General features: G+C 65.4%; 20 protein-coding genes. All 20 read left to right on the top strand.

The features are described 5' to 3' along the window. Window positions 1-30: 30 nt before the first annotated feature. A complete protein-coding gene (locus tag ACIGHN_RS16900) occupies window positions 31-1,263 on the top strand; it encodes a branched-chain amino acid ABC transporter substrate-binding protein (protein WP_056165409.1) in 1,233 nt (410 codons plus the stop codon). Window positions 1,264-1,333: 70 nt separating this feature from the next. Beyond that, a complete protein-coding gene (locus ACIGHN_RS16895) occupies window positions 1,334-2,287 on the top strand; it encodes a branched-chain amino acid ABC transporter permease (RefSeq protein ID WP_056165411.1) in 954 nt (317 codons plus the stop codon). 4 nt (window positions 2,288-2,291) lie between these two features. Further along, window positions 2,292-3,623 (top strand): branched-chain amino acid ABC transporter permease, encoded by a 1,332-nt coding sequence (locus tag ACIGHN_RS16890; RefSeq protein WP_396505258.1) that lies wholly within the window; start codon window positions 2,292-2,294, stop codon window positions 3,621-3,623. 2 nt (window positions 3,624-3,625) lie between these two features. Continuing rightward, a complete protein-coding gene (locus ACIGHN_RS16885; RefSeq protein WP_056165414.1) occupies window positions 3,626-4,417 on the top strand; it encodes an ABC transporter ATP-binding protein in 792 nt (263 codons plus the stop codon). Window positions 4,418-4,423: 6 nt separating this feature from the next. Then, a complete protein-coding gene (locus tag ACIGHN_RS16880) occupies window positions 4,424-5,119 on the top strand; it encodes an ABC transporter ATP-binding protein (protein WP_056419458.1) in 696 nt (231 codons plus the stop codon). Window positions 5,120-5,139: 20 nt separating this feature from the next. Next, window positions 5,140-5,658, top strand: coding sequence for an SPASM domain-containing protein (locus ACIGHN_RS16875; RefSeq protein ID WP_396505257.1), 519 nt, complete (start codon window positions 5,140-5,142; stop codon window positions 5,656-5,658). Beyond that, window positions 5,651-6,799, top strand: coding sequence for a radical SAM protein (locus ACIGHN_RS16870; protein WP_396505256.1), 1,149 nt, complete (start codon window positions 5,651-5,653; stop codon window positions 6,797-6,799). Before ACIGHN_RS16875 ends, ACIGHN_RS16870 begins: the two co-directional genes overlap by 8 nt. 172 nt (window positions 6,800-6,971) lie before the next feature. Continuing rightward, window positions 6,972-9,071 carry a 3-hydroxyacyl-CoA dehydrogenase NAD-binding domain-containing protein gene (locus ACIGHN_RS16865; protein WP_396505255.1) on the top strand — a complete coding sequence of 700 codons (2,100 nt, stop codon included), beginning with the start codon at window positions 6,972-6,974 and terminating at the stop codon, window positions 9,069-9,071. 200 nt (window positions 9,072-9,271) lie between these two features. Further along, entirely contained in the window at window positions 9,272-10,447 is a 1,176-nt protein-coding gene (locus ACIGHN_RS16860) for an acetyl-CoA C-acyltransferase (protein ID WP_056165419.1), read from the top strand. Window positions 10,448-10,751: 304 nt separating this feature from the next. Further along, window positions 10,752-11,225, top strand: a complete 474-nt coding sequence (locus ACIGHN_RS16855; RefSeq protein ID WP_396505254.1) for a hypothetical protein — start codon at window positions 10,752-10,754, stop codon at window positions 11,223-11,225. Between the two features lie 48 nt (window positions 11,226-11,273). Continuing rightward, a complete protein-coding gene (locus tag ACIGHN_RS16850) occupies window positions 11,274-13,139 on the top strand; it encodes an acyl-CoA dehydrogenase (protein WP_396505253.1) in 1,866 nt (621 codons plus the stop codon). Between the two features lie 2 nt (window positions 13,140-13,141). Beyond that, on the top strand, window positions 13,142-13,351 hold the full coding sequence (locus tag ACIGHN_RS16845) for a hypothetical protein (RefSeq protein ID WP_056419469.1): 210 nt from the start codon (window positions 13,142-13,144) through the stop codon (window positions 13,349-13,351). Window positions 13,352-13,531: 180 nt separating this feature from the next. After that, window positions 13,532-14,323, top strand: coding sequence for an SDR family oxidoreductase (locus ACIGHN_RS16840; RefSeq protein ID WP_396505252.1), 792 nt, complete (start codon window positions 13,532-13,534; stop codon window positions 14,321-14,323). A 156-nt stretch (window positions 14,324-14,479) separates the two neighbouring features. Next, window positions 14,480-14,911 carry a PaaI family thioesterase gene (locus tag ACIGHN_RS16835; protein WP_082485809.1) on the top strand — a complete coding sequence of 144 codons (432 nt, stop codon included), beginning with the start codon at window positions 14,480-14,482 and terminating at the stop codon, window positions 14,909-14,911. Between the two features lie 94 nt (window positions 14,912-15,005). After that, window positions 15,006-16,022, top strand: a complete 1,017-nt coding sequence (locus ACIGHN_RS16830; protein ID WP_056419471.1) for an NADP-dependent oxidoreductase — start codon at window positions 15,006-15,008, stop codon at window positions 16,020-16,022. A gap of 11 nt (window positions 16,023-16,033) precedes the next feature. Beyond that, window positions 16,034-16,507, top strand: a complete 474-nt coding sequence (locus ACIGHN_RS16825; RefSeq protein ID WP_396505251.1) for a GNAT family N-acetyltransferase — start codon at window positions 16,034-16,036, stop codon at window positions 16,505-16,507. Further along, complete coding sequence (locus tag ACIGHN_RS16820) at window positions 16,504-18,192, top strand: acyl-CoA dehydrogenase family protein (RefSeq protein ID WP_396505250.1); 1,689 nt, start codon at window positions 16,504-16,506, stop codon at window positions 18,190-18,192. Before ACIGHN_RS16825 ends, ACIGHN_RS16820 begins: the two co-directional genes overlap by 4 nt. A gap of 30 nt (window positions 18,193-18,222) precedes the next feature. Next, window positions 18,223-19,158 carry a glutathione S-transferase family protein gene (locus tag ACIGHN_RS16815; RefSeq protein ID WP_056165432.1) on the top strand — a complete coding sequence of 312 codons (936 nt, stop codon included), beginning with the start codon at window positions 18,223-18,225 and terminating at the stop codon, window positions 19,156-19,158. Window positions 19,159-19,369: 211 nt separating this feature from the next. Then, complete coding sequence (locus ACIGHN_RS16810; protein ID WP_056419481.1) at window positions 19,370-20,278, top strand: SDR family oxidoreductase; 909 nt, start codon at window positions 19,370-19,372, stop codon at window positions 20,276-20,278. A gap of 166 nt (window positions 20,279-20,444) precedes the next feature. Continuing rightward, the gene (locus ACIGHN_RS16805; RefSeq protein ID WP_396505348.1) at window positions 20,445-20,993 is read left to right on the top strand and encodes a methylated-DNA--[protein]-cysteine S-methyltransferase; all 549 of its coding nucleotides are present in this window, start codon (window positions 20,445-20,447) and stop codon (window positions 20,991-20,993) included. Window positions 20,994-21,027: the final 34 nt, after the last annotated feature.

Genomic DNA, 21,027 nt, shown 5'->3' with positions numbered 1-21,027 from the left:
CGTTTTATATATTTACAAGGAGACAAGACCATGAAGTTCGCTATTAAGGCTGTAGCAGCCTCGGTAATCCTGGCAAGTGCTGGCGGGGCGTTCGCTCAAAAGGGCGAGACCGTCAAGATCGCCTGGCTCGACCCGCTTTCCGGCCTGATGGCGGCCGTGGGAACCAACCAGCTCAAGAGCTTCCAGTTCATCGCTGAAGAGTTCAACAAGAAGAACGCCGCAGGGGTCAAGTACGAGATCATCGGCATCGACAACAAGCTCAGCCCGCAAGAGACCACCAGCGCGCTGCGCTCGGCCATGGACCAGGGCGCACGGTACGTGGTGCAGGGCAACGGCTCCGGCCCGGCCCTGGCCATCATGGACGCGCTGGAAAAGCACAACGCCCGCAACCCCGGCAAGGAAGTCCTCTTCCTGAACTACGCCGCGGTGGACCCCGACCTCACCAACAGCAAGTGCAGCTACTGGCACTTCCGCCTGGACGCGGACACCTCCATGAAGATGGAAGCCCTGACCACGTACATGAAGGACATGCCCGAGGTCAAGAAGGTCTACCTGATCAACCAGAACTACGCGCACGGCCACCAGGTCGCCAAGTACGCCAAGGAAATGATGGGCCGCAAGCGCCCTGACGTGCAGTTCGTCGGCGACGACCTGCACCCGCTGGCCCAGGTGCGCGACTTCGCGCCCTACATCGCCAAGATCAAGCAGTCGGGCGCCGACAGCGTGATCACCGGCAACTGGGGCTCCGACCTGGCGCTGCTGATCAAGGCCGCCAACGATGCGGGCCTGAACAACGTCAACTTCTACACCTACTACGGCTCGGTCACCGGCAGCCCCACCGCCATGGGCTCGGCCGCCGCAGGCCGTGTGTACATGGTGGCCTACGCCCACATGAACCTGCCCGGCGAGATCAACAAGATCGTGGTGGACTACAAGAAGAAGTTCAACGACGACATGTACACCGGTGCGGTCTACCACGCCTTCACCATGCTGTCCGAAGGCTTTGCCAAGGCCAAGTCCACCGACCCCGTCAAGGTGGCGGCGGTGTTCGAAGGCATGAAGTTCAAGAGCTTCAACGGCGAGGTCGAGATGCGCAAGACGGACCACCAGCTGCAGCAGGGCCTGTTCATCTCCAAGTGGGAGAAGGCCGGCGGCAAGTACCCGCTCGATTCGGAGAACACGGGCTACACCTTCGTGCCCGTGAAGTACTACGAGCCCTATGTGGCCAGCACGCCCTCCTCGTGCCAGATGAAGCGTCCGTAAACCCTGCGCAATCGCTTCGAGGCCCGAGCCACTCGGGCCTCTTTTTTTACCCCTGCAGTGAAAAATTCCAATGAATACTGAGTTTTTCGTGATCTCGCTGCTGAACGGCGTGAGCTACGGGCTCCTGCTGTTCATGCTCAGTTCGGGCCTCACGCTGATCTTCAGCATGATGGGTGTGCTCAACTTTGCGCACACCAGCTTCTACATGCTGGGAGCCTATTTCGCGTTCACCATCTCCGGACTGGTGGGCTTCTGGCCGGCGCTCGTGATTGCGCCGCTGGTGGTGTTTGCACTGGGTGCCGCGTTCGAGCGCTATTGCCTGCGCCGCGTGCACAAGTTCGGCCACGTGCCGGAGCTGCTCGTCACGTTCGGGCTCTCGTACCTCATTCTGGAAGTGGTGCAGCTCGTGTGGGGCCGCTCGACGGTGCCCTACGGCCTGCCCACGCAACTGCAGGGCCCCCTGTTTTCGCTGTACGGCACGCAGTTCCCCAAGTCGCGTTCGTTCGTGATGCTGGTCGCGCTGCTGATGCTGGTGTCGGTGTGGCTGCTGCTCACCCGCACGCGCATCGGCCTCGTGATCCAGGCGGCGCTCAAGTACCCGCACATGGTGGAGGCGCTGGGCCACAACGTGCCGCGCGTGTTCATGCTCGTGTTCGGCGGCGGCGCGGCCCTGGCGGGCCTGGCGGGGGTGATCGGCGGCAACACCTACGTCACCGAGCCCGCCATGGCGGCGTCGGTGGGCTCCATCATCTTCGTGGTGGTGGTGGTGGGCGGCATGGGCTCGCTGGCGGGGGCCTTCCTCGCGTCGCTGCTCATCGGGCTGGTGCAGACCTTTGCCGTGGCGCTCGACTACTCGCTCATCCATGTGTTCAAGGCGGTGGGCGTGGCCGTCACCGACCAGACCTTCGGCTACCCGCTGCTCAAGCTCACCATCTCGCAGGTGGCGCCCATCCTGCCGTACCTGTTCCTCGTGCTGATCCTGATCTTCAGGCCCAAGGGCTTGCTGGGCACGCGGGAGGACTGAAGCCATGAATTCCAATTCGACACCTACCACCACTGGCTCCGGCGCCAGCTCCTACTACCGCTTCAAGCCCTGGAACGTGGGCCGATTCGTCATCTGGACGCTGTTCGCAGCCATGCTCATCGTCGCGCCCATGCTGTTTCGCAGCAGCCTGGCGCTGACGATGCTGTCGCAGATCGGCTACCTGATCATCATCTGCCTGTCGTACAACATCCTGCTGGGGCAGGGCGGCATGCTGAGTTTCGGCCATGCGGTTTACACCGGGCTCGGCTCGTTCATCGCCATCCACGCGATGAACATGGCCACCAAGGGCACGGTCAACATTCCGCTGGTACTGATCCCGCTGGTGGGCGGCCTGGCCGGCGCGTTCTTTGCCATCATCCTGGGCTTCGTCACCACCAAGAAGTCGGGCACCACGTTCGCCATGATCACGCTCGGTATCGGCGAGCTGGTGGCGTCCATGGCGCTGATGTTCCCCGAGTTCTTCGGCGGCGAAGGCGGCATCACCACCGACCGCACGTACGGCAAGGCCTTCTTCGGCCTGAACTTCGGCTCGGGCATGCAGGTGTACTACCTGATCGCGGCCTACTGCTTCGTGTGCACCGCGGCGATGTTCGCCTTCACCGGCACGCCGCTCGGCCGCATCCTGAATGCGGTGCGCGACAACCCAGAGCGCGTGGAGTTCATCGGCTACAACACGCAGCGCGTGCGCTACTTCGCGTTCATCATCGCGGGCTTTTTTGCAGGCATCGGTGGGGGCCTGGCCACCATCAACTTCGAGATCATCACCGGCGCCGACAGCCTGAGCGTGATCCGCTCGGGCGGCTACCTGCTGTTCACCTTCCTGGGCGGGGCCACGTTCTTCTTCGGGCCCATCATCGGTGCGGTGCTGCTGGTGCTGGCCTCGGTGCTACTGTCCGAGCTGTCCAAGGCCTGGCTGCTGTACCTGGGCCTCGTGTTCCTGTTCATGGTGATGTATGCGCCCGGCGGCATCGCCAGCCTGATCATGATGAACCTGCGCCTGGCCAAGTACGGCAAGCTGCGCCAGTTGGGCACTTCGTACCTGGCGCTGGCCGGCACCGCGCTGGTGGGCGTGCTGGGGGCGGCCTGCATGATCGAGATGACCTACCACCTGCAACTGAACGCCGCACTCGGGCCGGAGCTGACCTTCCTGGGCGCCACGCTCAACGCCAAGGGCTTTGCCAGCTGGTTCGGCGCCATCTTCGTGATGGTCACGGGCTTCGGGCTGTTCGAGCTGTGCCGTCGCCAGTTCCTGCGCCAGTGGGGCACGATCCAGGAAGAAATCGAACACCACATCAAGCGTACGGAGGCGCTGTGAACATGGCCGCTGACAACGCAACCCCTGCCTACGCCCTGGAACTGCGCGACCTGCGCAAGAGCTTTGGCAAGACCGAAATCATCCGTGGCGCCAACCTGGTCGTGGCTCCTGGCGAGCGCGTGGCCATCATCGGCCCCAACGGCGCTGGCAAGTCCACGCTGTTCAACCTGATCAGCGGGCGCTTTGCGCCCACCAGCGGCGACGTGATCCTGAACGGCCAGCGCATCAACGGCCTGGCGCCGTACGAGATCAACCGCAAGGGCCTGTCGCGCAGTTTTCAGATCACCAACATCTTCCCCAAGCTGAGCGTGTTCGAGAACCTGCGCTGCGGCGTGCTGTGGAGCATGGGCTACAAGTACACCTTCCTGCGCTTCTTGTCGAACCTGCACGACGCCAACCAGCGCGCCAAAGAGCTCATGGAGATGATCAAGCTCGACAAGAAGCGCGACACCCTGGCCATGAACCTCACCTACGCCGAGCAGCGGGCGCTGGAGATCGGCATCACCATCGCGGGCGGCGCCAACGTGATCCTGCTGGACGAGCCCACGGCCGGCATGAGCAAGAGCGAGACCACGCGCTTCATCCACCTCATCAAGGAAGTGACCGAAGGCCGCACCCTGCTGACCGTGGAGCACGACATGGGCGTGGTGTTCGGCCTGGCCGACAAGATCGCGGTGGTGGTCTATGGCGAGGTGATCGCCTTCGACACCCCCGACAAGGTGCGCGCCAATGCGCGCGTGCAGGAGGCCTACCTGGGCTCCGTCGTGGCCGATGAGCAAGGCGCGGGACACTGACTGACTATGCTGAAAATTGACAACCTCCACGCCTACTACGGCAAGAGCCATGTGCTGCATGGTGTGAGCTTCGACGTCCAGCCCGGCGAGATCGTGGCGCTGCTCGGGCGCAACGGTTCGGGCCGCTCGACTACCGCCAAGGCCATCATGGGCCTGGTGGACTGGGAGGGCACGCTCGAATGGAAGGGCCAGGCTCTGAACGGCAAGAAGGCCTACGAGATCGCCCACCTAGGCCTGGGCTACGTGCCCGAGAGCCGCGACGTGTTTCCCAACCTCACCGTGCACCAGAACCTGCTGCTGGGCCAAAAGGGCAACGGCAAGGGCAGCCGCTGGTCGTTCGACGACATGTACGAAATGTTCCCGCGCCTCAAGGAGCGCCAGCACACCGAGGCGGGCGTGATGTCCGGCGGCGAGCAGCAGATGCTCACGCTGTGCCGCACGCTGATGGGCGACCCCGACCTGATCATCATCGACGAGCCCACCGAAGGCCTGGCTCCCAAGATCGTCGAGCTGGTGGGGCAGTACCTGCAGACCATCAAGGCGCGCGGGATTTCGGTGCTGCTCATCGAGCAGAAGCTCACCATCGCGATGAAGATCTCGGACCGCGCGCTGGTGATGGGGCATGGCTCCATCGTGTTCCAAGGCACGCCGGACAGCTTGCGGGCCGACAACTACATTCGCAAGGAGTGGCTGGAGGTGTAAGCCATGGACATTCAGTGCCCATGATTTTTGCCCATTTGGTAAAAAATGATTGCCAACTGCTCATGGGCCCTGCAAGGTCTTTAGTATCGGGGCTCATCACCAACGGGGCAGTTATGCGTACTCTTGAAGAGCTCAAGCGGTTGCACGATCAGGCGGAAGATCAGCCCGCGATGTCGTCCGATCTTGCCCAGGCGGAATGTCTTTTCATTCACCGTACGGCCGTGGTGATGGCTGACGGCGAGGTGGTCACTTGTGCAAACATGTACGCAGAGAACGTTGGGCATCTGGATGAGAAAACTACCTTTTCATCCCTCTGGAACAACGAGCGGATGCAGTCTGTACGTCGCACCTTGGGTACGGAAAACGAGTGGGCTCAATGCAAGCAGTGCTGGTTTCGCGAAATCCGCTATGCAGAACAGCGCCGTAGCTGGGCGGCGCTGGGCGGACGGGCTGCGCAGGCAGCGTTAACAAAGCCCGCGGAGTATCAGCCAATATCCTGGGATTTCCGGAAAGCGCAAGCGGAGCGCAAGATTGACTGATCCTCTGCGTCCCCAACTGACTCGATTGGGACTTTTTCGTGTCAAGAACGATGACGTTTTCATTGAGCTGACGGTGCGCCTGCGCCGCACTGCGGACACCCGGTATGACTTCAGCAAGCTGTATTTTGCTGTGGGCATTGCGGGGCGCTACAGCGAGGAACGCACCATCTGCTTTCGCTTGCGTCATTCCGATGTGGTGGAGCGAGTTCGCTTGCTCATTCCGCCAGAAGGCAAGGCAGCCGGATGGATCCGCCTGCGGCTCGAGGCTTTTGCTCGATCCTACGGAGCCTGCGAGGTCGTTTCGACGCGACTAATTCCGGAGGACGGGGGTGAACTCTCTCGACAGGCCTACCTGGTCGGTTTGAAGTCCAGGGTTCGTGCTCAAGTGGTACAGAGCGAAGTTCTCCAGCGTGCGACAGTTCCTCACCTCCCAGAATCTTTGAGCATCGAGCTGACGGCTGCCTGCAATCTCCATTGTTCCCACTGCAGCAGCCACGGAGATGAGCGTGAGCATCTTCTGAACAACCGGCGACCGCCGTTGAATGCGGAGGTTCTCGAGACTCTGGCGCACGAGGTTTTTCCGTACCTCACATTGGTGAATCTTGTTGGGCGTGGAGAACCGACCATGGTTTCGGCGTCCCAATGGAACCGGTTCTTCGAGTTGTGCGAGGCCTACGATGTGCTGGTCACCTGCGTCACCAATGGTTCCTTCGTCAAGCAGCGATTCGATGCCCGGAAAATGCACCTGCTGGATACGCTGACGTTTTCCATCGACGGGATGACGGAAGAGGTGTTCACAGCGAACCGGGGCGGAGCTGATCTGAACACGTTTATGAAGAACCTGGACCATTTCCAAAGCCTTCGACGTGAGCAACACTTGTTGCGTCGTCCTCGCCTGGGGCTGTCGTGGACCCTGAAGCGCAACAACATTCACCAGTTTCCTGACTTCATTCGATTCGCTATCAAGGCAGATGCTGAACTGCTGTATGTGCGCCACCTTCTGCTGTTCCGGCCAGAGGATGCAAAAGAGTCCCTGCTCGAGGATCCAGAAATGTGCAATCACTATCTGTCCATGGGCTACGAGCTTTTGAAGGGTAGCCCGATGAAGCTTGACGTTCCGCCATTGGCGGCCACCGCCTAGAGCCCTGTCTCAGGCTTTCGCTGGGACTTGGAGTGTTTCGCACGAAACGCAACCTGGCCTACGGAAGCCGTTTGTCCCCCGCGGGACAAACGGGATATCGCAAAGCCATGCGGAGCCCCTACAATAAAAACGCACGATCGTTCTTTTTCACTCTCCAAGGAACAACAGCACCATGACCGCTGAATACAAAGTCCACGGCTCCGTTGCCGTGATCACGCTGGCAAACCCTCCCGTCAACGGGCTGGGCCTGGCCACCCGCCAAGGTATCGTGGACGGCCTGGCCCGTGCCAATGCCGATGCAGCGGTCACATCCATCGTCATCACCGGCGCCGGCGGCGCCTTCTCGGGCGGTGCGGACATCAAGGAATTCGGTACCGACAAGTCGCTGCAGGAGCCCAACCTGCTGTCGGTGATCCTCGCCGTGGAAAACTCGGCCAAGCCGGTCGTGGCCGCCATGCACACCGTCGCCATGGGCGGCGGCCTGGAGCTGGCGCTGGGCTGCCACTACCGCATTGCCGCACCTGGCTGCTCGATTGCGCTGCCCGAAGTCAAGCTGGGCCTGATCCCCGGCGCGGGCGGCACGCAGCGCCTGCCGCGCGTGATCGGCGTCGAAGCCGCGCTCAACCTGATCGTGAGCGGCGAGCCCGTCAAGAGCGAACTGATCGCCGGCGTGCCCGGCCAGAAGCTGTTCGACAAGCTGGCCGCATCGCCCGAGTCGCTGGCCGAAGAAGCCCTGGCGTTCGCCCAGAGCGTGGCCGATACGCGCCCGCTGCCCCTGGTGCGCAATTTCCCCTGCAAGCACCCTGAAGGCGACGCGTACTTCCAGTTCGCACGCAACATGGTCAAGGGCATGGCCAAGAACTTCCCCGCGCCTGCCAAGTGCGTGGACGCGGTCGAAGCAGCCACCAAGAAGAAGTTCGCCGAAGGCATGCTGGTCGAGCGCGAGATCTTCATCAACCTGATGTGGACCGCCGAGTCCCGCGCGCTGCGCCATCTGTTCATGGCAGAGCGCGCCGCGAGCAAGATCCCTGACGTGCCGTCGGACACCCCCAAGCGCGACATCAAGCTGGTGGGCGTGATCGGTGCGGGCACCATGGGCGGCGGCATCGCCATGAACTTCCTGAACGCCGGCATCCCCGTCAAGATGCTGGAGATGAAGCAGGAGGCCCTGGACCGCGGCGTCGGCACCATCAAGAAGAACTACGAAGCGCAGGTCAAGAAGGGCAAGCTCAAGGAAGACAAGTACGCCCAGCGCATGGCGCTGCTGTCCACCACGCTCAGCTACGACGAGCTCAAGGACTGCGACCTGATCATCGAAGCCGTTTTCGAAGAGATGGGCGTGAAGGAAGCCGTGTTCAAGCAGCTGGACGCCGTGGCCAAGCCCGGCGCCATCCTGGCGTCCAACACCTCCACGCTGGACGTGGACCAGATCGCCAACTTCACCCAGCGTCCCCAGGACGTGGTGGGCATGCACTTCTTCAGCCCCGCCAACGTCATGAAGCTGCTGGAAGTGGTGCGTGGCAAGGCCACCGCCAAGGACGTGCTGGCCACCGTGATGGCCGTGGCCAAGAAGATCAAGAAGACCGCCGTGGTCTCGGGCGTGTGCGACGGCTTCATCGGCAACCGCATGATCGAGCGCTACAGCCAGCAGGCCGGCTTCCTGCTGGACGAAGGCGCCACGCCCCAGCAGGTGGACAAGGCCATCGAGAAGTTCGGCTTTGCCATGGGCCCGTTCCGCATGGGCGACCTGGCCGGCAACGACATCGGCTGGGCGATCCGCAAGCGCCGCTACAGCGAAAAGCCCGACATGAAGTACAGCAAGACCGCAGACCTGCTGTGCGAGCTGGGCCGCTTCGGCCAGAAGACCGGCGCAGGCTGGTACGACTACCGGGCCGGCAAGCGCGACGCGATCCCGAGCGATGTGGTGAACAAGATGATCGAGGAGCACCGCAAGACCCTGGGCACGGCGCCCCGCAAGATCTCCGACGAGGAAATCGTGCAGCGCCTGGTGTTCGCCCTGGTGAACGAAGGCGCGCACATCCTGGAAGAGGGCATTGCCAGCAAGTCCGGCGACATCGACATGGTGTACCTGACCGGCTACGGCTTCCCCATCCACCGCGGCGGCCCGATGCACTACGCCAGCGAAGTGGGCCTGTTCAACGTGGTGCAGGCGATGAACCGCTTTGCCCAGAACCCCATGGACGACGCCAACGCCTGGAAGCCCGCTCCGCTGCTGGCCAAGCTGGCCGCCGAAGGCAAGGCCTTCCAGTAAAGCAGGTACTTCGCTTCGCCAAATCGCGTACATGAAATCGCGCCTTCTCCCACCATGCTGCGTTGCAAATCCTCGTCATAGCTTGGCTATGACTGCGGTTTGCGCCTTGCCTGGCACGAGAACGCATCCATTTCATTTGTAAGCTCATTGACGAAGCGAAGCACCGGCGCGCACCCCGTTCACCGATTAAAGGATTTCCCATGACCTCCGCAGTGATTGTCTCCACCGCCCGCACGCCGCTCGCCAAGAGCTGGAAGGGCTCCTTCAACATGACCCATGGCGCCACGCTGGGCGGCCACGCCGTGCAGCATGCCGTGCAGCGCGCCGGCATCGACGGCGCCGATGTCGATGACGTCATCATGGGCTGCGCCACGCCGGAAGGCGCCACGGGCAGCAACATCGCGCGCCAGATCGCGCTGAAAGCCGGCCTGCCCATCACGGCGTCGGGCATGACGATCAACCGCTTTTGCTCCTCGGGCCTGCAGACCATTGCCACCGCGGCCCAGCGCATCATCGCCGGCGAAGCCGACGTGTACGTGGCGGGCGGTGTGGAAAGCATCTCCTGCGTGCAGCAGGAGATGAACCTGCACATGATCCAGGACCTGGCCCTGGCCAAGCAAAAGCCCGAGATCTACTGGAGCATGCTGCAGACCGCCGAACAGGTGGCCAAGCGGTACAACATCGGCCGCGACGCGATGGACGAATACGGTGCCGCCAGCCAGCAAAAGGCCTGCGCAGCCCAGGCCGCCGGCCTGTTCGATGCCGAGATCGCCCCCATCACCGTCACCGCCGGCATTGCCGACAAGACGCTGGGCCTGATCACCAAGCAGGTCACCGTGAGCAAGGACGAAGGCACGCGCGAAGGCACGACCAAGGAAGGCATCAGTGGCATCCGCCCCGCGCTGCCCGGGGGCGTGATCTCGGCCGGCAATGCCAGCCAGTTCTCCGACGGCGCAGGCGCCTGCGTGGTGACCAGTGAAGAGTACGCCAGCAAGAAGGGCCTCAAGCCCCTGGGCCGCTTCCTCGGCTTTGCCGTGGCCGGCTGCGAGCCCGACGAAATGGGCATCGGCCCCGTGTTCGCGGTGCCCAAGGTGCTCAAGAAGCTGGGCCTTACCGTGCAGGACATCGACCTGTGGGAGCTGAACGAGGCTTTCGCCGTGCAGGTGCTGTACTGCCGCGACAAGCTGGGCATCCCGGCCGACCGCCTGAATGTGAACGGCGGCGCGATCGCTGTGGGCCACCCCTACGGAGTGTCGGGCCAGCGTCTCACGGGCCACGCGCTCATCGAAGGCAAGCGCCGCGGCGCCAAGAAGGTGTGCGTGACCATGTGCATCGGCGGCGGCATGGGTGCTGCCGGCGTCTTCGAGGTGTTCTGACCGATAGCGTTCCGGCGCTCTGCCGGCATGCGCACCGGGCCGGCCTTGCCCAAGGCCGGTCTGTATAAGGGGCTTACATACATGGCCGCCGAGCGCGTGCGGGTGGCGAGTCTCTGAATGCGGCAGGGCCATGGATGCAGTGACAGGGGGTTGAGAAGAAGGGGCTACAAATTGTTGCCTTGTGGCGGCGCGCAAACCCCAGCGGCGGCACCGGCGCGCGGCAGAATCCGCCGCGGTTGCTGGCGCCCCAGGGTGCCGGGCCGTCTCCGCCTTTCTTCTTTTTCTTCCTTTCACCGGTTTTCCCATGCGTCGCACAACTTCACTTCGATTTCTCACCGCACTCTCCACGCTGGCCGTGGCCTGCGGTGCCCACGCACAGAGCTTCAAGCTCCAGCAGCCGCTGGAGTCCGACGCCGACGTGGTGCTGCAGGAGATCGTGCTCGACGCCAAGCAGACCCGCGTCACCCTGGTGGTGAAGAACAGCACCGACGAGGCGTTCGAAGCCTGCGCGCAGCCCACGGGCTCGCCCGATGCCTTCACGCTCAAGGACCTGGACAGCGGTGCGGTGCTGCCGCAGCGTGCGATCAGCGGCCTCACGCTGTGCAACGTGAAGATGGACACGGTCAAGCCCGGTCGCACCAAGTTTCTGAAGATCACTTTCCCGCCGCTCCCGGCAGGTGCCACGCGCCTGCAGCTCGGAGAGGCCAGCTGCCAGCCCAAGCCCGATTCGGACATGGAGTACTGGTGTTTCAAGAACATCGCGCTGCCCGCCCGCTGATCCTCGCGCCGGCGAGGGGGCAGGGCATGCAGCATTCAAGGAGACCTCATGACCCTGCGTTCCACGCTCGACTTTTTGCTGTACGACTGGCTGGAGGCCGAGAGCCTCTCGGCCCGCGGCCGTTTCGCTGACCATTCGCGCGAAACTTTCGACGCGGTGTTGGACACCTGCGAGCGCATCGCGCGCGAGAAGTACGCGCCGCACAACCGCACGGTGGACATCGAAGAGCCGCACTTCGACGGCGAGAAGGTCATCCTGCCCCGGGCGACGTACGAGGCCCGCAAGGCCTACGCCGAATCGGGCCTGCTGTCGGCCGCGCAGGACTACGACATCGGCGGCATGCAGCTGCCCTACACGGTAGAGGCGGCGGCCAACAGCTTCTTTGCGGTGGCGTCCATCAGCATCGGCTCCAACCTGCTGACCTCGGGCAACGCCAACCTGCTGATGGCGCACGGCACGGCGCTGCAGAAAGAAGTCTTCGCACTCAACGAGTTCAACGGCCGCTGGTCGGGCACCATGTGCCTGTCCGAGCCGCAGGCGGGCTCGTCGCTGTCGGACGTGGCCACGCGCGCCGTGCCCGATGGCAGCGACTTCGAAGCCGACCCGCTGGGCGCGCGCTATCGCCTCACGGGCAACAAGATGTGGATCAGCTCGGGCGACCACGAGCTCACCGAGAACATCGTGCACCTGGTGCTGGCCAAGATCCCGGGGCCGGACGGCAAGCTCGTGCCCGGCACGCGCGGCATTTCGCTGTTCATCGTGCCCAAGAAGATGGTCGATGTAGAGGGCCAGCTGACCGGTGAGCGCAACGACGTGGCGCTGGCGGGCCTGAACCACAAGCTGGGCTGGCGCGGCACCACCAACACGCTGCTCAATTTCGGCGAGGGCAAGTTCCCGGTGGGCGGGCAGGCCGGCGCCGTGGGCTACCTGGTGGGGCAGCCGGGCAAGGGCCTGCACTGCATGTTCCACATGATGAACGAGGCGCGCATCGGCATCGGCATGGCCGCCACCATGCTGGGCCTGGCGGGCTACTACGCCAGCCTGGACTACGCCAGGAACCGCCCGCAGGGCCGCCCGGTGCAGGGCGCCAAGGACGCGGCCGGTGGCGCCCCCGCCGCCGTGGTCAAGGACGCCGCGCAGCCGCAGGTGCGCATCATCGAACACGCCGACGTCAAGCGCATGCTGCTGGCCCAGAAGGCTTATGGCGAAGGGGCGCTGGCGCTCAACCTGTTCTGCGCCCGTCTGGTGGACGAGCAGCACACGGGCGACGCAGCCGCGGCCGACGAGGCCCGCCTGCTGCTCGAAGTGCTCACGCCCATCGCCAAGAGCTGGCCCAGCGAGTTCTGCCTGGAGGCCAATTCGCTGGCCATTCAGATCCACGGCGGCTATGGCTATACGCGCGACTTTCCGGTGGAGCAGTACTGGCGCGACAACCGCCTGAACATGATCCACGAGGGCACGCACGGCATCCAGGCCATGGACCTGCTGGGCCGCAAGGTGCTGATGGAAGGCGGGCGCGGCCTCACGCTGCTGGCCGGGCGCATCAACGCCATCATCGAGCGGGCGATCCAGGTGCCCGCGCTGGCCGCGCATGCCAACGCGCTGGGCGCCGCCCTGCAGCAGATCGGTGCCGCCACCAAGGCCGCGTGGGCCACGGGCCAGCCGGCCGATGCGCTGGCCAATGCCGTGCCTTACATGCAGGCCTTCGGCCACACGGTGCTGGCCTGGGTGTGGCTGGACCTGGCGCTGGCGACGCTGGCCGACGACGCTGCCCTGGCACAGCCCGCCAGCGTGGGCCGCATGGGCGCCATGCGCTATTTCTTCCACTACGAGCTGCCCAAGATCGGCGCGTGGCTGCAGGTGGTGAGCAGCCGCGATGCGACCTGCGCCAGCTTTCCTGAAGAGGCGTTCTGACCATGGCCACACCACGCGCACTGCAGCGCCTGCACCAGCTCATCTGGGCGCTGATCTACGGCGGCCTGCTGGTGCTGGTGCTGGGCATCGCCACGGCGCGCACGGACGATGCGCTGGGCTGGACCCTCATCGCCGTGGGCGGGGTGGCTGCCGTGGTGGGGCTGGTGCTGATCGGCGTGCGCTCGCGGCTGCGGGCAGATGCTGCGCCATGACGCGGTCAACGCCCTCTGCATGCCGTGGCCCCATCCGCGACACTCCCGCGACATGGCACCTCCGCGTTGCATCGCACAATCATTGCGTGACTTGATTTCATGTGCCGGATGGCCGCACGCCCGCAGGGCGGGCCGTTCGCACCCTGACTGCAGACCCACAAACCCAAGGAGACACACTTCATGACCCGCACCATCCAGCAACTGTTCGACCTGACCGGCAAGACCGCCCTCGTGACCGGAGGCTCGCGCGGCCTGGGCCTGCAACTGGCCCATTCGCTGGGCGAGGCGGGCGCCAAGATCGTGCTCAGCTCGCGCAAGGCGTCCGACCTGGAAGAGGCTGCGGCCGACCTGCAGGCCGCCGGCATCGACGCGCGCTGGATCGCCGCGGACTGCTCCAACGAGGCCGACATCCGCCGCCTGGCCGACGAAACCCTGGAGCGCCTGGGCCACGTGGACATCCTGGTGAACAACGCCGGCGCCGCCTGGGGCGCCCCGGCCGAGGACCACCCCGTGGACGCCTGGGACAAGGTGATGAACCTGAACGTGCGCGGCTACTTCATCCTGAGCCAGCACATCGCCAAGCACAGCATGATCGCGCGCCGCAGCGGCAGCATCATCAACGTGGCCTCCATCGCGGGCCTGGGCGGCAATCCCAAGGGCATGAACACCATCGCTTACAACACGTCCAAGGGCGCGGTGATCAACTTCACCCGCGCGCTGGCGGCTGAATGGGGCAAGTACAACATCCGCGTCAACGCCATCTGCCCGGGCTTCTTCCCGAGCAAGATGACGGTGGGCACCCTGAAGGCCATGGGTGAGGAAGCCCTGGCCGCGCACGCGCCGCTGGGCCGCCTGGGCGACGACGAGGACTTGAAGGGCCTGTGCGCGCTGTATGCGTCGGATGCGGGCAAGCACATCACCGGCCAGTGGCTGGCAGTGGACGGCGGCGTGAGCATCGTCACCGGCGGCTGATGGCCCCGGCTGCACGCCCGCCCGGCGTGCAGGCCGGAGCAGGCGGAGCGGGCGGTGTGGGCAGTGCACCCGATGCCCTCGCCATGCCCGTGTTTGTGCCGCCGAGGCAGTGCGAAGGCGTATGCTTTTGCCTCCCTACAAAAACTGGAGTTACCTGTGCTGAAATTTGGTGTCGAGATCCCCTTTGTCAGCCACCTCGGCTTCACCCTGCACCGCATGGAGAAGGGCGAATCCGAGCTGCGCTACGAAGCCAAGCCCGAGCACCTGAACTCATTCGACGTGACCCACGGCGGCGCGTCGATGACGCTGCTGGACGTGACCATGGCCACGGCCGCGCGCAGCGAGACCCCCGACATGGGCGTGGTCACCATCGAGATGAAGACCAGCTTCATGCAGCCCGCCCGCGGCCCGCTGGTGGCCAAGGGGCGGCTCATCCACCGCACGGCCACCATGGCGTTCACCGAAGGCACGGTGTACGACGCGCAAGGCAAGATCTGCAGCCACGCCACCGGCACCTTCAAGTACGTCAAGCGCCTGCCGGTGGACGGCCGCAGCGTCAATGGCCTCAAGGTGATTTCCACCGACTGAGTCCGCCCGAAATTCAAGTGAAAATGGCCGCTAACGCTTGATGGATAAGCGCTGGCAGCTATAAAAATAGTAGCAAACGTTCAAGGAGCTCTCCATGCCACGCAATCAGCAAATCGTTCTCGACAACCGTCCCCAGGGCGAGGCCGTGGCCAGCAACTTCAAGCTGGTCGCCACCGACACGCCTGCGCTGCAGGACGGCCAGGTGCTGGTGCGCCACCACTACCTGAGCCTGGACCCGTACATGCGCGGCCGCATGAACGAGAGCAAGAGCTACGCCGCGTCGCAGGGCCTGGGCGAGGTCATGATCGGCGGCACCGTGGGCGAGGTGGCCGAGAGCCGCCACCCCAAGTACGCCGTGGGCGACAAGGTGGTGGGCATGGGCGGCTGGCAGGAATACAGCGTGGTCGACGCCAACGCCCCCGGCGCGCTGCGCAAGGTGGACACGGCCCACGTGCCGCTGTCGCACTACCTGGGCGCGGTGGGCATGCCCGGCGTGACGGCCTGGTATGGCTTGGTCAAGATCATCGCCCCCAAGGAAGGCGACACCGTGGTGGTGAGCGCCGCCACCGGCGCCGTGGGCAGCGCGTTTGCCGCGCTGGCCAAGGCGCGCGGCTGCCGCGCGGTAGGCATTGCCGGTGGTGCTGAAAAATGCAAGTACGCCGTGGAGGAACTGGGCTTCGACGCCTGCATCGACTACAAGCAGCACAGCGACGTCAAGGCCATGTCCAAGGCGCTCAAGGAAGCCTGCCCGAACGGCATCGACGGCTATTTCGAGAACGTGGGCGGATGGATTATGGACGCGGTGATGCTGCGCATGAACGCCTTCAGCCGCATCGCCCTGTGCGGGATGATCGCCGGCTACGACGGCGCGCCGCTGCCCATGGCCAACCCTGCGCTCATGCTCATCAACCGCATGAAGGTCGAAGGCTTCATCGTGAGCGAGCACATGGAAGTCTGGCCCGAGGCCCTGAAAGAGCTGGGCACGCTGGTCGGCACCGGCAAGCTGCGCCCGCGCGAGACCGTGGCGGACGGCATTGCCGCCGCACCCGAAGCGTTCCTGGGCCTGCTCAAGGGCAAGAACTTCGGCAAGCAGCTCGTGAAATTGATCTGAGCATGGGCATGATGGAAACCAGCAACCCGTCGCCCCACCTGCGCTGGACCTGGGCCCGCTTCGACGACCTGGGCGTGCACGCGCTGCACGACGCGCTGGCCCTGCGCTGCAAGGTGTTCATTCTGGAGCAGGGCCCCTACCAGGACCCGGACGGCGCCGACAAGAAGTCGCACCACCTGCTGGGCTACGACGACGCTGGCGTCCTGCAGGCCTGCCTGCGCGTGGCAGACCCGGGTGTGAACTACGCCGAGCCGTCCATCGGCCGCGTGGTCACCGCCAAGGAGGCGCGCGGCAACGGCACGGGCCGTGTGCTGATGCAGGAGGGCATCGCCCGCTGCACCGCGGCGTGGCCTGGCCACGCGATTCGCATCAGCGCCCAAGCGCACCTGCAGCGCTTCTACGGCAGCCTGGGTTTTGTCACGGTGTCGGACGAGTACCTCGAAGACGACATCCCCCACGTCGAAATGCTGCGGAGCCCGTCATGACGACAACCGCACCTGCCGCGGTCCTGGCCCGTACCCACGACGTATTCAACCAGAGCACGCCGTGGGCGGATGTGAACCTGTTCACCACCAACCAGCCGCTGCAGGATGCGCTGCGCCTGCACAGCCCCGCGCTGCCGCTGGCCGGCCTCACGGCCCTGGGCGCAGAGATGGGCTCGGCCGAAATGCAGACCCACGCGCGCCTGGCCAACACCCACAAGCCGCAGCTGCACACGCACGACCGCTTCGGCCATCGCACCGATGTGGTGGAGTTCCACCCCAGCTACCACGCGCTGATCGGCGCGGCGCTGCGCCACGGCCTGCACGCCACGCCCTGGTCGCGCACGGGTGCAGCAGCGGCGTACGCCCACACCGAGCGGGCCGCCGGCTTCATGCTGTTCACCGAGGCCGAGCCTTCGGTGCTGTGCCCGGTCTCCATGAGCTATGCGGTCACGCCAGCACTGCGCGGCAACACCGCCGTGTGGGCCGATTGGAGCGCGGGCCTGGCCAGCACGCAATACGACCCGCGCCTGGCCTTGTTCTCGCAAAAATCCGCGCTCACCATGGGCATGGGCATGACCGAAAAGCAGGGCGGGTCGGACGTGCGCGCCAACACCACCCAGGCCGTGGCCGACGGCGAGGACGCCTGGGGGCCGCGCTACCGCCTGACGGGCCACAAGTGGTTCTTCTCGGCGCCCATGTGCGACGCCTTCCTGGTGTTGGCGCAGGCGCCCGGCGGGCTGACCTGCTTCTTCCTGCCGCGCGTGCTGCCGGACGACCGCAACGGCGTGCTCAACAGCATCCGCATCCAGCGCCTGAAGGACAAGCTGGGCAACCACGCCAACGCCAGCTCCGAGGTCGAATTCATCGACGCGAACGCCTGGCGCGTGGGCGACGAAGGCCGCGGCGTGGCGCAGATCCTGGAGATGGGCACCATGACGCGGCTGGACTGCGCCCTGGGCACCAGCGGCCTCATGCGCCAGGCGCTGACCATCGCGCTGCACCACACGCGCCAGCGGTCGGCCTTTGGCAAGAAGCTCATCGAGCAACCCCTCATGCGCAACGTGCTGGCCGACCTGGCGCTGGAGAGCGAGGCCGCCACCGCGCTGTCCATCCGCCTGGCCAGCGCCTTCGACAAGACGGCCACCAGCGAGCACGAGGCCGTCATGGCCCGCCTGCTCACGCCCGTGGCCAAGTTCTGGGTGTGCAAGCGCGGCAGCGTGTTCGCGCAGGAGGCCATGGAATGCCTGGGCGGCAACGGCTACGTGGAAGAGGGCGGTGAAGGCACCATGGCCCGCATCTACCGCGAGATGCCGCTCAACTCCATCTGGGAAGGCGCCGGCAACATCATGGCGCTGGACCTGCTGCGCGCCGTGCGCCGCGCCGACACCGCTGCGGCCCTGGCCGACGAACTGGCCCCCGCGCGCGGCGCCCACCCGGCGCTCGACCGCCTGGCCAGCGCGCTGCCCCTGCGCGTGGACGCGATGACCACCGAGGCCGAGGCCCGCCGCCTGGCGCAGGACGTGGCCCTGGCCGTGCAGGCCGCGCTGCTGTACCGCAGTGCACCCGGCGCCGTGTTCGGTGCCTTCTGCGATTCACGCCTGGCCGGCGACTGGGGCTACAGCTTCGGCACGCTGGGTGCGGGCGTGGACCTGGACGCCATCTTGGCCCGCGCGCTTCCGATCTGATTCACCCCACAGAATTTTGCGGAGAAACCCATGTCCCATCTCATCCTGCACCACTACCCCTCGTCGCCGTTTTCCGAAAAGATCCGCCTGGTGCTGGGCTTCAAGAAGCTGGCCTGGAAGTCCGTGATCATCCCCAGCATCGCGCCCAAGCCCGATGTGGTGGCGCTCACGGGCGGCTACCGCAAGACGCCGTTCCTGCAGGTCGGTGCCGACATCTACTGCGACTCCGCATTGATCTGCGACGTGCTGGAGCACGAGCAGCCCGAGCCCGTGCTGTACCCGCCGCACCTCAAGGGCGTGGCCCGGGTGTTTGCGCAGTGGGCCGACAGCAGCCTGTTCTGGGCGGCCATGGCCTACAACCTGCAGCCCAAGGGCGCATCGGCCATGTTCGCCAACCTGCCGCCCAACGTGGCCCAGGCCTTCAGCGAAGACCGCCGCGAGATGAGCGCGGGCATGCAGCGCCTGCGCCCCGCAGACGCCACGGCGGCCTACCGCTCGTACCTGCGCCGCATCGCGCACATGGCCGAGGAGCATGACTTTTTGTTCGGCGCCGAGCCGTGTCTTGCCGACTTTGCTGCTTACCACCCGCTGTGGTTCACCCGCCAGTGCGTGCCGGTGATGGCCGACATTTTTGCGGCCACGCCCGCGGTGCTCGAATGGATGGACCGTGTGGCCGCGCTGGGCCACGGGCGCATGGAGAAGTTCGCGGCCGAAGACGCCATCACCGTGGCGGCCGGCGCAGAGCCGCTGCCGCTGATGGACGATGTGTTCCAGGACGAGCACGGCATCCCGCTGGGCTCGCAGGTCGCCATCGCCGCCGAGAGCTTCGGCACCGAGCCGACCGAGGGCGAGCTGATCGCCGCCACCCGCACCCGCTACACCCTGCGCCGCACCGACCCGCGCGCGGGCACCGTGCACGTGCACTTCCCGCGCATCGGGTATGTGCTGCGGGCTGCAAAGGCCTGACGGCGGCGCCGCGCCACCTCACAACCACACCCACACCCACACCCGTTCGGGCTGAGCCTGTCGAAGCCAGGGCAGCCCTCGCGGACACCCTTCGACAAGCTCAGGGCGAACGGCAGGGCGATGGATGACCCGGTGACCGCACGGATGCATCGATACATGCCCTGGCGCTGAACACACACAAAACCACACACCACTTCAAGGAGACACCACCATGATCGACAACTTTGCCGGCAAGACCGCCGTCCTCACTGGCGCAGGCTCGGGCTTCGGCCTCGAATGCGCGCGCATCGGCGCCCGCCTGGGCATGAACCTGGTGTTGGTGGACGTGCAGCAGGACGCGCTCGACGCCGCCACGGCGGAGATGCAGGCGGCGGGCGTGCAGGTGCTGGCGCGCAAGGTCGACGTGTCGAACGCCGCGCAGATGGAGCAACTGGCCGCGGACGTGCAGCAGCGCTTCGGCGCGCCGCACCTGGTGTTCAACAACGCCGGCGTGGGCGCCGGCGGCCTGGTGTGGGAGAACTCGGTCAAGGACTGGGAATGGGTGCTGGGCGTGAACCTCTGGGGCGTGGTGCACGGCGTGCGCCTGTTCACGCCGATGATGCTGGCGGCCGCCAAGGCAGACCCCGCCTGGCGCGGCCACATCGTCAACACCGCCAGCATGGCGGGCCTGGTGGACGCGCCCAACATGGGCATCTACAACGTGAGCAAGCACGCGGTGGTGAGCCTGTCGGAGACGCTGTACCAGGACCTGTCGCTGGTCACGGACCAGATCAAGGCCAGCGTGCTGTGCCCGTTCTTCGTGCCCACCGGCATCGCCCAGAGCCACCGCAACCGGCCCGGCGACATGCCGGCCGACAAGCCCACCAAGAGCCAGCTCATCGGCCAGGCCATGAGCGACAAGGCCGTGGGCAGCGGCAAGGTGACCGCGGCCGAAGTCGCGCAGAAAGTGTTCGACGCAGCGGCGCAGGGCCAGTTCTACATCTACAGCCACCCCAAGGCCATCGCTTCGGTGCAGACGCGCATGGAAGACATCATGCTGGGCCGCAACCCCACCGACCCGTTTGCCGGCAAGCCCGAAGTGGGTGAGCAACTGCGGGCAGCGCTCAGGGCCGAAGGTTGAGGATAAAGGGCAGGGTTTGAGGTCAAATAGGCCTCTACCGCTTGCTGAGCAAGCGCAAGCAGCTATTAAAGATATAGCAATTCCTGTGAAGCCGGACAACGACCCTACCGCGCAGCGCGCCCCGCTCGCCCACCTCACCCATTCGGGCGACGCCGCCCCGCATGCGGTGGGCGGTTTCGCGCTGTTCGCCACCGCCATCGGCCACTGCGGCATCGCATGGCAGGGCGATCTGCTGGCGGGCGTGCAACTGCCCGAAGACGCGGGCGAAGCCGCGACACGTGCCCGCATGCAGCGGCGCTTTCCGCAGTTGTCCGAATGCGCCATGCCGCCCGCCGTGGCCGCCTGGGCCGCGCGCGTGGTGGCCGCGCTGGAGGGCGTGCACGACGATCTGCTGGACGTGCCGTTGGCCACCGAGGGCGTGCCGCCGTTCAACGCCCGCGTGTACGCACTGGCCCGCCGCATTCCGCCGGGCAAGACCATGACCTATGGCGAGATGGCTGCGGCGCTGGGCGAGCCCGGTGCAGCGCGCGCCGTGGGCCAGGCGCTGGGGCACAACCCGTTTGCGCCGGTGGTGCCATGCCACCGCATCCTGGCTGCGAATGGCAAGACCGGTGGCTTTTCGGCCGGGGGCGGTGCCGCCACCAAGATGCGCATGCTCGACATCGAGGGCGCGTTTGCGCACGACACGCTGGCGCTGTTTGCGCCCCGGGGCTGATGCGGGTTCAGCCGTAGTCGCAGTTGCAGCTGCA

The organism is Acidovorax sp. NPDC077693, from assembly GCF_044542805.1.
Classification (GTDB): Bacteria; Pseudomonadota; Gammaproteobacteria; order Burkholderiales; family Burkholderiaceae_C; genus Acidovorax.
The sequence above is the reverse complement of the archived record's forward strand: the minus strand, read 5'-3'. Positions and strand labels throughout refer to the sequence as shown.